The following is a 15,430-nucleotide window of genomic DNA, read 5'->3' as shown; positions in this document are numbered from 1 at the left end:
CGATTCAGCGCGCTCCGTCGCGCAGGAGCCCCGTCACGCGCCGAGCGAAGGTCTGGCCCGGCGACGGTCCCCCGTCGATGTCCTGAACCAGGCGGTCTGCCTCGGCTTGGGCGGCAGCCCGCGTCGCCGGATCGCCCGATTCCAGCTTGGCGGCAAGCACGGCGATCTGCCGGGCTGCGGCCCGGAGGGCGGACACGGCCGCCTCCGGAGATGCGGTCAGCTCGGCGGGGTCCACGCCGGTACGCCGGGCCAGCCAGGCGACGCCGGGGCCGGGGGCGGGGGCGGCGTCCGGGGCGGGGCGTTGGTCTGCGGTCATGTTCCGTTCTCCTGCTCGATGGCCGTGATCGTGTCGGCGAAGTTGGAGCCGATCGCCAGCCAATTGCGTCGTTGAATAGCGGCCAGTGCGGCAATGGTGAGCGATTCATCGACGCCTGGCTCGGTCCGGTAGAGCATGCCCACCGGATCCTGGAGCAGTTCCTGCGGCAGGTTGCCGGTGCTTCCGTCCCAGACCCGCTCGGGCAGCACGCTGGCGAGGTACCACACGTAGGCGGCGGCCCCATGGGCGTTGTGGCCGCTGAACGCCTGGCGCAGCCACTCGTGGAAATCCTGGGTGCCAATGGTCCCGGCGGAGACCAGTTCGCCCTCGCGTTCGATCCGGAAGGCGCCGGTGTGCCCGGTCAAGGCCACCCGCTGGGTGGTCTGGCCCTGCTCCTCGACGTCGACGACGGTGGGGTGGTGGAGCACCCACGGGGTCGGTGAGCGCAGCGAGCTCTGGGCGACGACCCAACGGAACCCCTCGACGATGGTCGGCGTGGACTTGATGTCGATGGCGTTCTTGATCACCTGGGGGATGTATCCGGTGGGGATCCATTCATGGTGCCCCGGTGCGATATCGCGGAACAGGCCCTTGACGTAGTTCTTGGTGGCAGGGCTGTGCTCCCAGGTGGACTGGAACAACTCCCACGTCACTCCCAGGTACACCTGTGGGCTGACCATCGCCCGCAGGAAGGGCACCACGTCGCCGGCACGGCGAATGGCGGTTCGCACCAGGGCGTTGATCTGGTCACCGGGCAAGTCCTTGAAAAGGCCCCAACGGCTGCCGTCGGCGACAAAGGTGACGGCGATGACCTTCTCGTGGAGCTCGGCGTTGTCCTCGGCGGAGACCTTGGCGGCGCCGGTGGCCCGCATGTGGGCGGCGGTATCCTGACCCATGCGGGCCAGGAACCAGGCGCGCACGGGGTGATCGGGCTCGGGATTGAGGTTCTCGAACACGTAACTGCGGAAGGTGCCCGACGCAGCGGAGCGCGGATTCCTCTGCCTCCCGACCAGGAACCACGGCAGCAGTTCGCGCCGCGTCGCGTCCTGGGCGAGCAGGGCCAGGGCGCCATGGTCCTGGATGTCCGCGGGCCCCCAGATCGGCTCGTTGCCGGGCGGGGCCAGCTGGGGCCGGGTGATGGTGGGCATCCATTGGCCGGCGATGGTCCGCGCGTAGCTGCGCCCCTTGGCCGGCAGGTTGGCGGCGATGTCGGCCAGGTAGTCCTCTTCGGTGTGCTCCTCCCCGAAGAGCCCGATCACGGTCCGCAGCTTGTCGACCAGGGCGCGCTCGCGGGCCTCGAGCCCAGCATCGTCCGGTGGCTCGAGCTCGTCGGCGGAGTCGCGTTCGGCGGCGAGGAAGGCCTGGGTGAGCTGGTCGCCGAGTTCATCGGCGTCGTCGGCCAGGGCGGCGAGCTCGTTGACCGCAGCGGTGGCGGCGCCCTGCTCGGCCTCGGGCAGGTTGGGGATCTTCGCGCGCCATGCGGCGATCCGGCGTTCCAGTGGTTCGGGGGTGGAGGCGACCATCAGTTCGCCGGTGGTGCCACGCGTCTGGTACCAGAGCCGGTGGGATTCCCCGTCGGCGCGGAAGCGCACCGTGGTGCCCAGTTCGTCGTCGTGCCCTGTCTCTTCCTCCGCCGGGGAAGTGGTGTCGACCCCGAGGCGTGCCAGCAGGGCCCGTCCGCGTTCGGCCAGGAACCCGACGACGCGGTCCATCGCCCGGTACACCACCGCCTGGAGTCGGACGATGACCTGGGCGACCTCGTCGGGCAGCCCGCCCAGGTGGCACATGCCGGCCAGGAAGTCGATGACCGGGGGGATGAGTTGGGCCAGGGAGCGTTCGACGGCGGCGGCGAGGGCGCCGATGTTGCCGGCGACGACGTCGGCGAGGCCGTTGACGACGGTCTCGACGAAACTGAAGATCCGTGCCGCGTTGCGGAAGACCCAGGCGCAGACCTGGTAGATCATGTCGATGGCCTGGGCGATGGCCCCGACCGGGTTCAGCAGTCCGGCGACCCGGATGATGGCCTGCTGGATGAGCGTCTCCACCAGGTAGTCCACCGCGGCGTCGAGGATGGTGTCGATGAGGCTCTCGGGGGTGAGCTGGTCCTTGATGAGTTCGACGATGCCCTCGGGGCCGCGTTCGATGAGGGTGGTGACCAGCTCCCAGGTGGCCTCGATGACCTCGACGGCGGTGGGCCCGACATGCCGGACCAGGATCTCCCGCACGCGGGGCCAGGTGATGCCCATCAGTTCCAGGGCGAAGCCGAACAGGGCACCGGCGCTCAGGTCGCGGGGCATGGGGATCGGGGTCTGCAGGCCGGAGAACAGCCAGGTCCAGAAGCCCTCCAGCACGTGGCGGCCGAAGGCGTTGAAGAACTGGGTGAAGCCCTGCTTCAGGCCGGCGACGAGGTTGTTGATGAAGTTCTCGGGGTCGTCGGCGATGTCGGAGATGACCTGCTCGATCTTGGCGACGAGCGCCCAGAACGCCGCCGGGGGGATGCCGACGAGGCGCAGCAGCCCGTTGATGATGGCGCGGGCGGGGTCCTCCACGAACTCGGCGATGGCCGTGGCGACCCGGCCGATGAGCCCGCCGGCTGCCTCGCGGAGGGCCTGGACCTCGGCGTGGACCTCGTTCACGGCCTGGATGGCGCGGGCCGAGACGTCGGTGACGAAGCTGGTCTGGGCGTCGGTGGCCTGCTCTGCCAGCCCGTCGAGCATGCCGGAGAAGTGGGCACGTTGCTCCGCGGCCCAGTCCGGGAATTTGCCTTCCATGGTGGCGAAGGCATCGTCGATGGCGGTCCGCGCCCGGTTGATCCGGGCTTGGGCGGCGGCGACGACGCCGTTGACGGTGGTGGAGATCGTGCGCAGCAACGTGCACACGCCGTCGGTGAAATCAGTCTCGGCGCGGTTATAGGCCGCCGTGACCCAGTCGGGCAGCCCGGTGAGGTAGTCGCCGACGGACAACAGGGCACCGCCGATCCCGGAGTGGCGTTCATCAACCTCGCGTTGGGTATGGTCGACGGCGTCATGGAACTCGCCGGACAGTTTTTCCAGTCCCGCCTCCCAGAGCCCCATGGCGGTGGAATTGAGGTCCCGGAGGATCTCGGCGACGTCTCCGGCCGCCGCGGTGTAGATGACCTGCGCGCGGGCGGCGACCGTCTCGCGGGTGGCCTCCTCGTGGGTGACCATGCCCCCCTGCGCACCGCCGACGCGGTGGATGGTGCCGGAGCGCGAGGCCCGCAGGACATCCAGGGCCCGGGTCTGGAGTGCCGCCATGTCGGTTTGGGCGGTGTCGATGGCTTGTTGTTGGGTGTCCTGGATCGCCGCGGGGGTGGCGCTGGCCGCCTCCCCCAGCTCGGCGCGGGCCGCTCGGGTCTCGCCGAAGGGCCCATCGGGGATGGCCCGGGTGACGCGGGTGTCGATGCCGGAGGCGGCGATCCGCTGGTCGGTGGCCGCGACATCGGCCTCCAGCGAGGTGTTCTCCGGTGGGATGGGATCGGGCGCCGCCCGCGCCGCGTCGATGCCCGGGTCCCTGACGCCGGTCCGTGGCGCCTGCACGGGGGTGGGGGTGAGCGCGGGGTGGCCCGGCGGCGGAGTGGCGAGGGCGTCGAAGCTGTGGCCGACTTCCGCGGACTGGGCGCGGACGGAGCCGGTGATGGTGGCCCCGGCGTCGCGTGCCTCCTGGGTGGGGTCGGTTTCCAGGAGTTCGTCCTCGTCCTCGGGGCGGTTCTCGCGGATGGCCGTCTCGATCCTCAGGCAGAGTGCCTCGATTTCGGGGCTGGGGGCCGGGCGTGCACCCAATTCCGCGGCGAGTTCCTCCTGGGCGCGGGCTGCCGTCTCCGCCGGTGGCTCGGTGACGGCGCCGCGGGAATCGGCGACGTCGGCATCGGCGTCGGGCAAGGTACGGGCGGCCCGGGAGGCGCGCCGGGCGCCGCCGCTGACGGCTCTCCCGCGTTCGGCGGCTTGCGGGCCGAGCGTGGACGGCGCGGGTGGCATGAGCAGTTCGACGGGCACCGGGGCCTGTCCCTCGGCGGCCTGGGCGCCGGCTTCCCCGGTGCTCCCCTCCCCCGCTGCGGGTGTGGTCCCGGGGCCGGCCGGCGCGGCGGTGGTTTCGGCCGCCGTCGTCTGGGGTGCCGCGCTCCCTGGCTGGTCGGCGTCCCCGGCGGTGACCGGTCCGGCGGGGGTGGCGTGGATGATGCCGGTGTCGGCTGCCGGTGGTTCCTCCCCGGACGAGGGCTCCGTCGACGCGGGCGCGGGCCGGGCGGCCACCGGCCCCGCCAGGCCGGCCAGGGCAGCGTGGATCGCCTGGTCGAGGACCGCCAACATGCCGGGACTGTCGACGCCGTAGACACCGGGGGCCAGGAAGAGGTGGTGGTTGGAGACGAAGGCCGGAACACCTGCGGCGGGGACGTCGGGGTGGACCCGGAGCGCGCCAGTGTCGATGCCGAGGCCACGGTAGATTTCGGCCAGCCGGGCGTTGAGCGGTTCCCCGGGTGGGATCGTGTTCGCGGGCAGGTGGACGGTGGCCGCGCCCGTGCCCTGCTCGGCGTTGATGCCGGGCACCGGCGTCAGGGCGCTGCCGGCGGGCAGCGGGCGCAGGTCGACGGCCAGCGTGCTTCCCCGCAAGGCCGTTGCCGGTAGGGCCAGGGGTCGGCCGGGATGCCATCCGTGGACCTGCCAACTCATCTTGCCCAGGACCTGCCCGGCCAGGGCGAGGTTCGCCCGCAGGTGGACCTCCCCGCTCAGGCTCCCATCGGCGCGGAAGGCGGCCGTTCCGGCCAGCTCGGTGAACGGGGCCCGTCCGGCCAGCTGGACCGTGCCGCCGTCGGGCCCCCACTGGGCGCGGACGGCCTGCAGGCCTCCGGCCATGGTTCCGGGTTCCAGGTCGACGTGGGTTTCCCCGGCGGCGGGGCGCGGAACGGTGGCCAGCTGCCGGTCCGGGTGGCCTTCCCCTGCGGCCGCCGGGCCGGAGCGCCGTGTGGCGGTTCCGGGCCGGGGCGTCTCGGCCCCGGTCAGGGTGGCGACCGCTCGGGTGGCCGTGGCGGTGTTCATTCCGGCACCGTCCGGGCGGTCTTCTCGTATTGCCGGCGGATGCCCTCGAGCAGGTGCTCGGTGGTGACGACCCGGCCGTCGGCGGCGGCCAGGTAGGCCGCGTCCAAGGTGGCGTCGCGGATCTGGGCACCGGTGAGCCGGTACCGCTGGGCCAAGGCGGCCCGGTCGATGTCCGGGTCCAGCGGGAGCTCGGGCGGGGCCACGGAGGACCAGAGGCGTTGGCGCTCGCCGGGGCCGGGTTCGGGGAACTCGATCATCACGTGGATGCGGCGTTGGAAGGCCGCGTCGATGTTGGCCAGGATGTTCGAGGTGAGGACCACGATGCCGGGGTGCTCCTCGATCCGTGTCAGCAGGTAGGAGACCTCCTGGTTGGCGTACCGGTCGTGGGCGTCCCCGATCTCGGTGCGGGCGCCGAAGACCGCGTCGGCCTCGTCGAAGACCAGGATGCTGCCGTCGCGGGCGGCCCGGTCGAAGACCCGCGCCAGGGCCTTCTCCGTTTCGCCGATGTATTTGGAGACCAGTGCCGAGAGGTCGATGACGTAGGCGGGCAGCCCGGCGGAGGCCGCCAGCGCCGCGGCGGTCATGGTCTTGCCGGTCCCCGGCGGCCCGTGGAAGAGCGCCAGCAGTCCCGACGCGTTGTCGTGGTGGGTTCCGAAGCCCCAGTCATCGACGACGGTGGACCGCTGGGCGATGCGCCCGGCCAGGGCCGTCACCCGCCGGCGGGCACCGGCCGGCAGGACCACGTCGTCCAGGGTATGCACGGTGGTTAGCGGGCGGGCCGGGAAATCAGCGGTTGCCGTGGGCGGGACCGGAGGCAGGCCCAGGAGCCAGGCGGTGAGGTCGGCGCCCGGGTGCAGCCGTCCGGCCAGGTCGCCGGGCGGGTCGAGCTCGAGCAGGCCGCTGGTACGCAGCAGCCCCTGGGGCGCGAGCATGAGGGTGGCGTCCAGACGATCGGCGAAGGAGCGGCCCACGAGGTTCCGGGCGACCTCGCCGGTGAATCCGGTGACTCCGGGCCGGTCCGTCAGCGCGCCGTAGCGTACGGCGAAGCGTTCGTCGATGGCCGGCGCCAGGGCGGCCACGAGGGTGATGGCCTCGGCGGAGGTGAGGCCGGTGGAGGCAATGAGGGTCGCCAGGGGGCCCGTGCCGGCGAAGCGGCGAACGTCCGGAAGGGCCCCGCCGTCGTCGTCCAGGGACAAGGGCCGGTCGGTGGGTCCGCCGCGGCGTTCCTCCAGGCGGACGGTGATCAACGCGTCGAGGATCTCCAGGGCGCTGCGGAGTTCGGCCACGGGCGCCGGTACCGTCCCCCGGGCGCCGGCAGTGCCGTCCGGGACCGATGCGTGCGTGGGATCGGTCATCGGATCACCACCGCCAGTGCCGGGGACCAGGGAAGCTTCACCAGGCCGACCGGATAGGGCAGGTGCCCCAGGACGAGATCCAGGGGCCGACCAGCGGCGGTCAGCTTCATGGGGTCCCGGCCGGTGTCCAGCAGGCCGTCGCGCTCGATCCACTGCGCCCTGGCGAAGTCGGGGCTGGAGCGGGTGAAGCCGGGCAGCAGGGCGGTGAAACCGGCCAGCACCCCGAGGGCCGAGGCGGTGACGTCTGCCCCGTACGGCAATGGTTCGCGCTGGCGGTCGTGCGGGGTCCGGCCCGGTGGGCGTCCGGCCAGCAAGCCGATGAGCGGATCGTCCGCGGTGGCGGCATGGCCGGGATCGACGATGGCGGCCAGTGCGGCCTCGCGGACGTCCAGCACATCCAGACCGGGGTGCAGGGCCTCGGCCGCCCGGCAATGGTCCGCCAACCAGGGATAGAGCAGCACGAGTCCGCCCACCCGGGTCGGCACGGGGTCGGCGAGGCTGGGGCCGTCCAGCGCGGCCAAGGCGGCCAGGACCGCCAGCCGGTCGGGCAGGCGGTCGGGCAGGCGGTCGTTTGGGCTGTCAGGTTCCCGTCCCGGGTGGCGCCGCTGTGCCCGGGCCTCGGCGCCGCTCACGGCTCCGCTGGTGGGCGGTTCCGCCGCGGACACGGGCCGGGGATGCCCCGGGCGGTTGGATGGCTCGTCTGCGGGGTGCACGGATGGATGTTTCGGTCCGGGTGGCGGTGCAGGTTCCGCTGCTGGCGGCGGCGTCGGCCCGGACCGTTGTTCCGGTGCATCGGTGCGCCCGTGGGACGGCGGGGGTGGACCGAGCAGGGCGGCCAACCGGTCGGTGAGCCGGCGCCAGTCGGACGGCCCCAGCAGGTCCCGCACCCGGGGGGCCACGCCCGGCCCGGCCAGCGCGAACAGGAGGAGGGGGATGGCTGGACCGGTGTCGTCGCCGGCGGCCACCCAGCGGCGTGCGGCCGCCGCGACGGCTTCGGGGCCGGTGGCGATCGGCATCGGCTTCGGCATCGACGAAGACAAAGACGTCGACGCTCCGGCGGGGCCGGGCCGGGTGCCCGGTACGGTGCGTCCGCCGGTGGCCTCGAGGATGCCGGCACGGATGGACTGTGCCCACAGGATGGCGAGGGTGTCGTCGTCGTACTCGGTGGGATCCACCTCGAGGCGGACTCCGATCCGGGTCAGGGTGGCGTCGGAGAGGCCGGTCAGCGCGGCTTCGAGGGCCGGCGGCAGCGTGGTGGCCGCGACTCGGGCCAGACGCCCGGATCCGGGTCCGCGCAGCCGCAGGACGTCCACCGCGATGTCGGTCATGGCAGCGCTTCCCGGAGGTCGCGCAGTTGGGCGTCGAGCTGGTGGCCGAGTTCCGCCGACGCGCCGGAGGCCTTCACCAGGGTGCGCAGGGTGCCCAGCACCTCGAGGGCGGCCCGGGCGAGGGTGGGTTCGTCCGCGCCCGTTTCCGCGTCGGTTTCGGCGGTGCCGGCCGCGTGGCGGCGCAGCTGGTCGCTGGCGCGTTCCGCTGTGGTGGCATAGCGGCCGAAGCGGGGGTTGTCGGGGGCCGGCAGCGAGCGCATGGCCCGGATGGCCGTGTCGGCGAAGTCGGCGATGCCGGCGGCCAGGGCCGGGTCGATGGTTCCGGCGGCGCGTCCGATCACCACGTCGCCGGGCCGGTTCGGGAACTCGGGCCGTCCGATCACCACGTCCCCGGGCCGGTTGGGCAGCTTGATGGTCCCCTTGGTGATGACATCCAGCTTGCCGTCCAGCACGTCGATCCGGCCCTTGAGCGTGCCGACCTGTTTCACCTCCGATTCCAGGTTCGTCAAGCGGGAGAGGATCACGTCGGGTTTCAGGTCGGTGCTCAGCTGTTTCAGGCCCTGTTGCACGGTGCCCAGGTTCTCATCCAGCCCGCCGATGGCCTGGGTGTTGGCCTTGATGTCGACCTGCAGGCCGTCGGCCATTGAACGCAATTCGGTGGCCGCGGACTGGGCGTCCTGCGCGGCGCCGACGGCTGCCGGGAGGGCGGAGGACACAGTCCTGACGTTGTGCACCGCGGCGACCCGGCCGATGGACGTGACGGCGCCTTGGGCATCGGTGCCCAGGACCACCGTGTCGGAGGGGGCGAAGCTTCCGGCGGGGGCATAGCCGACGATGTCCTTGGCCTGGCCCGCGCCGACGACCTTGACGTCGGCGACCGCACCCAGCCCGCCGATGAACTCCTCCAGGATCGGCTGGACCTGCTGCGCGGGGTCGCCGAGGTAGTCGGTGAGACCGTAGGCCTTCTCCCCCAGGACCTCCAGGGCTGGTTGCCCGTAGATCTTGAGGGGGTCCTGCCACGTCTCGAACGGTTTCTGCCGCTGGATGTGATCGGGGACGTGGTAGTACTTCTCCGGCCACTCGGGGATCTCGTACGTGGGAGGGAAGGGGATCCGGATGCAGTGGCCCTTGAAGCGAATGGACCCCTTGGGGCAGCCCTTGGGCGGTCGGGGGTCGGGAACGGGTGTGGGTTCCGGTGGGGCATAGCCAGCCAGGAGCGCCGACAACCCGTCGCGGTAGGCACCGGCCGGGTCGGTGCAGGTGCCGCCCAGCAGCGCCTCGGTGACACCGCGCGGCGGTTCCCAGGCGTGGCGGTACGAGCAGTCGAAGAACCAGCCGTTGAGGCCCTGCTGGTGGACCCAGCCCAGCACGATGCCCGGCCGGGCGACCGGACGGTCCCACGTCAGATCCAGCAGGGACTGGACCCGCAGCAGGTCCAGGGTGGCGAAGAGGACCATGTTCAGCCAGCCGCACGTGTAGCCGGTCACTCCGGCCGGGTCGCCGGCCGCCACGCTGGTTGCCCTCAGCCGGGCGATCAACCCGGGGGCCACGAGCGGGTCGGTGCCGTTGGCCAGCCGGGTGGCGATGGCGTTGCGCAGCTTGACGTAGGAGCCCACCGGACGCGAGTCCAGGTTCAGGAACAGGGGCTTGACGTCCAGCAGGGGTTCGGCGGCGAAGTCCATCCGGCCGCCGGTGATCCGGCCCGCCACGACCTGCAGGACCACCGAGCGGGTGTGCAGTTCGGCGTGTCCGGCGCAGCCGTCCTCCCCGCACTCGGGGGTCGGTTCGATGGTGTCCGCGGCCTCGAGGACGATGCTGAATCCCCCGGCGTCCGGGTCGATGAAGTCGTAGGTGAGGTCCCCCGGCACCGGGGGCAGGCCGATGGTGTGCTCCGCGTGCAGCAGCAACGGTTCCCCGACCTGGTCGATCCCCAGGCCGGGCTGGATCGCCACGGCCGGGCCGTCGGTGACGAGCCCGCCGAGCCCGGCGTTGATCCCGAACCCGTCCAGCCGCCCCAACAGGCGGTCGCGGTGGTGCAGGAACCGGCGCAGGTCGTTCAGTTCGGCGCTGGTGAGGGTCTGCCCGTCCACGAAGACGGGGTACTGGGTCTCGGACATGGTCGTCGCTTCCCTTCGGGGGTTAGTCCGTGGTGTCGGTCGGCAGCTGGCCGACGCCGAGCCGGTCGACACCGCGGCCGGCATCGATGCACTCGTAGAGGTGGATGCCGGAGGCGTGGGATACCACCGAGACGACCGAGCAGAGCAGGGCGTTGAGGTCCCGTTGCTGGCGGTCGATCGCGGTGGCGTAGGCGGCGACGTCGTCGTCGGACGGGTCCTCGGGCAGCAGCGGGGGTGCGGCCAGGACGGGCAGCGCGGTGAACACCTCCGGGTCGGTGAAGCAGACCCGCACCTGGACGTGCGCCGGGGCGTAGCGGACGGCGAAGTCGGCGGCCTCGGCGCGGCGTTCGAACCCGGTGAAGGTGGTGGCCGGGACGAAGAGCGTGGCGGTATAGGGCTCCGCGGTGATGCCGGTGCCGGGGGCCTTGAAGTGCTCGAGCAGGTACGGCCGGCCGGCCGCGGGCAGGCCGAAGTAGAGGCAGAACCAGGACAGGAAGCCGCGCGGGGTCCCGCGCCGGCGCCAGATGCGGGTGCACCGGGCGAGGAATTCACGACGGCGGCGCACTCCGGCTTCATCCCGGGGCCAGCTGGCGGGGAAGGCCGTGGCCGACCAGCCGGCGAGCTCGTCGTACGTGGCCAGATGGTGGGCGATGAGCGCATCGGCTCCGGCGTCCAGCGCCAACCCGGTCGGCCAGCGCAGCAGGGCGTCCGGGCCCAGGCCCGTGAGCAGGTCCTCGAGGCGCTCGATCACCTGGTGTCCGAGCTCGTCGGCCAGGCCCAGGTAGGCATCGATCTGGGCGAAGGATTCGGCGTCGTCCTGGTAGACGGGCGGCAGGTCGGCGGCGATCCGGGTGTAGTCCGGGCCACGGGGCGGCAGCGGCGCGGGTTCAGGCATGGCGGATACCTCCCGTCGGGGCGTAGCGCACCCGCAGGCAGCGTCCGGCGGCCAGCACGGGAACGGAGCGGCCGGGGATGTCCAGGGCGCCGGCTCCGGCGGGGGTGAAGACCGCGTCGTCTTCGAGGCGCAACGCCAGGTTCTCCACTCCCCAGAGGTGCGGATCGGCCACGAGGGCCGCGGTGACCTCGGTGAAGCGGATGGGCTCGCCCGGCGTCCACCCGCCGGCGGGTTGGTCCGCCCGGGGCCAGGGCCCGTCGAAACCCACCGGCTCCGCGGGCGCAGGTGTCCCGGCCCGGCCGCCGGCGAAGAAGGCCGCGATGCGTTCCCGCGCCGCCTCGATGACCGTCTCGCGGGGTACCCCGACGGCGGTGACCAGCGTGGCCTGGACCAGGACCGGGACCCGTACCAGCAGGGCCGCGCCGACCTCGTCGCCGAGCAGGCGCCGGGGGGCCGCGTCGTCGACGTCCTCGCGCCACTCGGGGAACGGGGCGGTGGACTCGGGGCCGATCGCCACCGCCAGGACCTGCCGGAGGAAGCCGTCGCGCTCGCCGTCCGGGACCTGCGCCTCGAGAACCAGGGTCAGGGCACGGGCGTCGGGGTCCACGGCCACGCTGGGCAGGGTCCCGGTGGGCAGCCCGTTCCAGGCGATGCCCTCCAACCGTCCGGGAACGGCCCAGGCCCGGGCGACGCGGGGGTCGGTGCGCGCCCTCCGGGCGTAGTCGGCCGCGGTCGCCGGTTCGCAGGTCAGCGCCTGGATGGGGTGCGGGGGCCAGATGAGGCTGTGGCCGGACCCGTCTTCGAGGTCCTCGGGTGCCATCCCCGCGGCGTCCGGCGCGGCGGCCAGGGCGAGTTCGGCCTCCTCGGGGTCCAGTCCCGCGGCGGCCAGGCGCCCGCGGATGACGGCGGCGGTGTCGGCGGTCGCCGTCCGGACCTCGGCCAGCCGGTCCATGAGGATCTCCCGGGACCGCCGGCGGCGTTCGCGGCGCACCAGCGCGGCGGCTTCGGGCTCCCAGAGGGGCAGCCGGGCGGCCAGGGCGGCGGCTGCGGCGGCGTCGATGGCGGCCGCGGGTGTGCCGGGGGCCGCGGTGCGGGCGGCCTCGGTGAGGGCAGCGGCGACGGTGCCGGCCTCGTCGTGGGCGATGCGGCGGAGCATCCGGGTGCGCAGCAGGGCAGCGACGGCGGCCCGGTCCCGTGCTCGGATGACGCCGGAATAGGGCGGAGAGGACAACAGTGCCGCGGCATCGGCCGGGGATTCCGCGTCGTGCAGCAGCCGCTCCAGCTCCGCCACGAGGGGATCGGCCAGGGCATCGGCGATGGAGGTCAGCGGTGCCCGGTCCTCGGGGGTGCCGGCCGGGTCCCCCGGCTCCGGTTCGGGATCCCAGCGCCCGGCGGGCAGGGTGGTGTCCCAGTGCCGGTCGGCGTCCGGTGCCCAACCGCGGACCTCCAGGGGCCAGTCCTCGAAGCGCCGGGTCCCGGTCCGGTAGTGCAGGTCCGCCAGCGCGTAGGCGGCGGCCTCGGCGAGGGTGATGCCGGGATCCGCGGTGTTGTGGTCGGTCCAGCCCGGGGCGGCGTGGGCGGCCAGGTGCGCCAGGATGCGTGTGCGGATGTCCTCCCAGTCGGCGTCGGGGGCCGTGGGCTCGGGCCGGGTGATGGGGGCTGGCCGTCGCGTGTTCATAGCTGCTCCTGGCAGGAGAGACCGTGGTGACCGCTGGAGCAGTAGAGGCCGCGGACCGGGTTCACGTCGAGCTGCTCCACGGGGTTGCCGGCGCCGTCGTGGAGGACGAAGGTCGTGACGACGTCGACCTCCGGTTGGTGCTCGAGCAGGGCGATGAGGGTGGAGGCGTAGAGGGTCCGGCCCCACCGCGGCCCCGCGGTGCCGGGATGCAGGGCGGTTTCGAGTGCCGTGGTGACCGCCTGCAGCCCGGTCAGCGCCGCGATGCCCCGGCGCAGGAGCAGGGTCGCGGTGACGGTCACCGGGACGTAGGCGGGGCAGATCACGTGCACGGTGGCGCCGGCGGGGGTGCCGGGCGCGAGGTCCGCGGCGATCCGGGTGGCCAGGCTGACCGACGGCCGGGGGTCGGAGACAGTGGACTCGTCCGGGACGAGAACCAGGGCGATGTTGCCCGGGGCGCGGGTGGCATCGGCCCCGGTGTGGGGCAGGCACAGCACCGCGGCGACCTCCGGGAACCCCTGGCGCACCCGCGCCTCCAGATCCCAGGGGGTGATCCAGCGGTGGCGATGGCGGGTGGCGGCCGAGGCGCGGGCCAGGTAGCCGGCGGTGTCTTCGGGGGCCCGACCGGGAACGGAGGCGACGTTGGTGGCCTTCTTCACCCCGGGCACTGGCGTCAGGGTGCCCTTGATGGTTCCGGCCGGCAGGGCGCCGGCGGAACTGGGATCGGCCGCGGGGTCGGCGGCGCCGGAGGCGAACGTGGCGGTGACCGCGTCCACGTCCACCCCGGAGAGCGTCCCGAACCGCTCCGGTTGGGAACTGGCCAGGCGGATCCAGCGTCCGGTGGCGGCGGAGACCTCGGGGCAGCCGGTCGCCCACGCGGCGGGGGCGACGAAGCGCAGCAATCCGGCCTCGCGCAGCTGGTGCGTCCCATCGGCCGTGGGCAGCTGCACCCACCGCTCCCCCGCCCAGTACTGCCAGGTGGCGTCCACCCGGCCGCTCCCGGCGCAGGAGGCCGCCGAGTCGACCCGCAGGTACACGGACACGCTGGCCCCCAGGGTCGTGTCCGGCAGGTCGAATCCGATCGCTACCATGCCGGTGGACCCGAAGTCGTCGATGGCGAGCCGGAAGGGCCGGAACCGGGTCTCGGTGCCACCGGGGCGGACCTGCCGGCGCCACCCGCTGGTGGCCTCGAGGCCCTCGGCCGCGACGGGGACGGTGGTGTAGCGCAGCGTGATGGAGGAGGCGATCGGGGGCACCGGGAACGGGCGCAACCTCGGGGTGCCGTCGGCGACGGCCTGGGTGGCGAAGTCGGCGACCTGCTTCTGGTAGTCGGTCCAGCCGAAATCGCCCTCGGCCAGGAAGGCCCGCAGGTAGTGCCCGGTCTGACCGGCCACGGCGAACGGTTCGGAGGACTCCGGGGCCCCCGGCAGGTCGGTGGCGTGCAGCGTGGCGAAGCTCGGGGACGATTCGCCCACCGTGGTCCAGGCCCCGTCCTGCCGCCGTTGCCAGAGAACCGCCGGCGTGGTGGGGGTGCTGACCGAATCGGAGATGACCGACCATTCGTGGTCCACGCTCGCGTAGGCGTCGCCCAGGGCGATCTTCATCGATTGGAGCTGCTCCTGCACCAGTTGCGCCAGGTAGACGGGCACCCCGCTGCCCCCGCTGGAGGCGCTCAGCGGGGCTCCGCCTTCCTGCAGGATGCTGATGCCCACGTCGAGGGTGTCCAGCGATTTGCCCAGGGCCTCGTCGGAGCGCAGGTAGAACGCATCCCCGCGTTTGGCGGCGGCCCCGAAGGGCTGGAACTCCTTGGTGACGTCCACGGCGCCGTCGTTGTAGAAGGCGGCCTCCGGCACATACGCGGAGCGGTCGGCCACGGCCACGGTGACCCGGGTGAAGGAGAGGTCCACGGGGACGGCGGCCCCGTCGGCGAGGACGCCCTCCACCCACGGGATCTGCCCGGCGGGGGCGCCGCAGGATCCGGTGAGCCGCACCCGTACCCTCGCCCCGGCGACGTCGACGTCGGCACCGATCGCCGCGCTGGTGGTGCCGTCGGGCCGGGTCCAGCGCCACAGCAGGGCCTTCAGCCCCGCGGCCCCGGTGGCCCCGGCGAACACCACGTCGGCGTCCAGGTGCCCGCCGGTGAAGGCCAGGGCCGAGGACCGGATGCGCAGCAGGTGGAGCCCGTCCGGGCCGGCGTCGGGGCGCAGCGGGAAGTCCGGGGCGGACGCGGCCACCCCGTGCGGGCGTCCGGGACCACCCGGGACGAAGGAGCGCACCCCGGCCAGTTCCGCCCCGTGGGCGGTGAGCGTGTCGTCGCTGGCGTAGTGGCGTTCGTTGCCGAAGGCGTCGGTGCCACCACGCAGGATGGTCCCGCGTTCGAGCACCACCGGGGCGGTCTTCGGGTCGACCTCGATCCGGGCGATGATGCGGTCCGGCACGGCCGGCAGCGCGTCCAGGCCCAGCACCTGGCGCAGCCACCAGGCCCGGGTCGCCTCCCCTAGGTGTGCCAGGTGCCCGTCGAGCAGCGAGTACTCGGCGGCCAGCGCGGCCAGCAGTTCCCGGTCCGGGGCGCCGTCCGGATCCAGCACCGCACCGCCGGAGCCGTCCGGGGTGAACAGCGCCTCGCCCAGCTGCCGGTGTCGTCGAAGGGCACCAGCCGCGCCGCGGCGGCCATCGCGGCGGCCACCTGGGAG

The 15,430-nt window shown here is 73.2% G+C and carries 8 protein-coding genes; all 8 read right to left on the bottom strand.

All coding sequences use genetic code 11. The features are described 5' to 3' along the window. Positions 1-4 precede the first annotated feature (4 nt). From AB8M85_RS17050 to AB8M85_RS17015, 8 genes are read right to left on the bottom strand one after another with little or no spacing between them, the layout of a single operon-like run. Positions 5-316, bottom strand: a complete 312-nt coding sequence (locus AB8M85_RS17050; protein ID WP_372700038.1) for a hypothetical protein — start codon at positions 314-316, stop codon at positions 5-7. Next, positions 313-5,367, bottom strand: a complete 5,055-nt coding sequence (locus AB8M85_RS17045; protein WP_372700037.1) for a hypothetical protein — start codon at positions 5,365-5,367, stop codon at positions 313-315. The genes AB8M85_RS17050 and AB8M85_RS17045 overlap by 4 nt, the downstream gene beginning before the upstream one ends. Continuing rightward, a complete protein-coding gene (locus AB8M85_RS17040) occupies positions 5,364-6,722 on the bottom strand; it encodes an ATP-binding protein (RefSeq protein ID WP_372700036.1) in 1,359 nt (452 codons plus the stop codon). Before AB8M85_RS17040 ends, AB8M85_RS17045 begins: the two co-directional genes overlap by 4 nt. Beyond that, entirely contained in the window at positions 6,719-8,050 is a 1,332-nt protein-coding gene (locus AB8M85_RS17035; protein WP_372700035.1) for a contractile injection system tape measure protein, read from the bottom strand. Before AB8M85_RS17035 ends, AB8M85_RS17040 begins: the two co-directional genes overlap by 4 nt. Further along, a complete protein-coding gene (locus AB8M85_RS17030; protein ID WP_372700034.1) occupies positions 8,047-10,167 on the bottom strand; it encodes a hypothetical protein in 2,121 nt (706 codons plus the stop codon). The genes AB8M85_RS17035 and AB8M85_RS17030 overlap by 4 nt, the downstream gene beginning before the upstream one ends. Positions 10,168-10,189: 22 nt before the next feature. After that, positions 10,190-11,062 carry a hypothetical protein gene (locus AB8M85_RS17025; protein WP_372700033.1) on the bottom strand — a complete coding sequence of 291 codons (873 nt, stop codon included), beginning with the start codon at positions 11,060-11,062 and terminating at the stop codon, positions 10,190-10,192. Then, positions 11,055-12,740, bottom strand: coding sequence for a hypothetical protein (locus AB8M85_RS17020; protein WP_372700032.1), 1,686 nt, complete (start codon positions 12,738-12,740; stop codon positions 11,055-11,057). The genes AB8M85_RS17025 and AB8M85_RS17020 overlap by 8 nt, the downstream gene beginning before the upstream one ends. Beyond that, on the bottom strand, positions 12,737-15,325 hold the full coding sequence (locus AB8M85_RS17015; RefSeq protein ID WP_372700031.1) for a baseplate J/gp47 family protein: 2,589 nt from the start codon (positions 15,323-15,325) through the stop codon (positions 12,737-12,739). The genes AB8M85_RS17020 and AB8M85_RS17015 overlap by 4 nt, the downstream gene beginning before the upstream one ends. Positions 15,326-15,430 lie beyond the last annotated feature (105 nt).

Source organism: Arthrobacter sp. JSM 101049 (assembly GCF_041679245.1).
Lineage (GTDB): Bacteria > Actinomycetota > Actinomycetes > Actinomycetales > Micrococcaceae > Arthrobacter_H.
Note: the sequence above shows the minus strand (reverse complement) of the source record. Positions and strands in the feature narration are given on the sequence as shown.

Bases quoted from the DNA above. Each gene is read 5' to 3' on its own strand.
- AB8M85_RS17050 (WP_372700038.1), bottom strand. From the start codon at position 316: ATGACCGCAGACCAACGCCCCGCCCCGGACGCCGCCCCCGCCCCCGGC.
- AB8M85_RS17020 (WP_372700032.1), bottom strand. From the start codon at position 12,740: ATGAACACGCGACGGCCAGCCCCCATCACCCGGCCCGAGCCCACGGCC.
- AB8M85_RS17030 (WP_372700034.1), bottom strand. From the start codon at position 10,167: ATGTCCGAGACCCAGTACCCCGTCTTCGTGGACGGGCAGACCCTCACC.
- AB8M85_RS17035 (WP_372700035.1), bottom strand. From the start codon at position 8,050: ATGACCGACATCGCGGTGGACGTCCTGCGGCTGCGCGGACCCGGATCC.
- AB8M85_RS17045 (WP_372700037.1), bottom strand. From the start codon at position 5,367: ATGAACACCGCCACGGCCACCCGAGCGGTCGCCACCCTGACCGGGGCC.
- AB8M85_RS17025 (WP_372700033.1), bottom strand. From the start codon at position 11,062: ATGCCTGAACCCGCGCCGCTGCCGCCCCGTGGCCCGGACTACACCCGG.
- AB8M85_RS17040 (WP_372700036.1), bottom strand. From the start codon at position 6,722: ATGACCGATCCCACGCACGCATCGGTCCCGGACGGCACTGCCGGCGCC.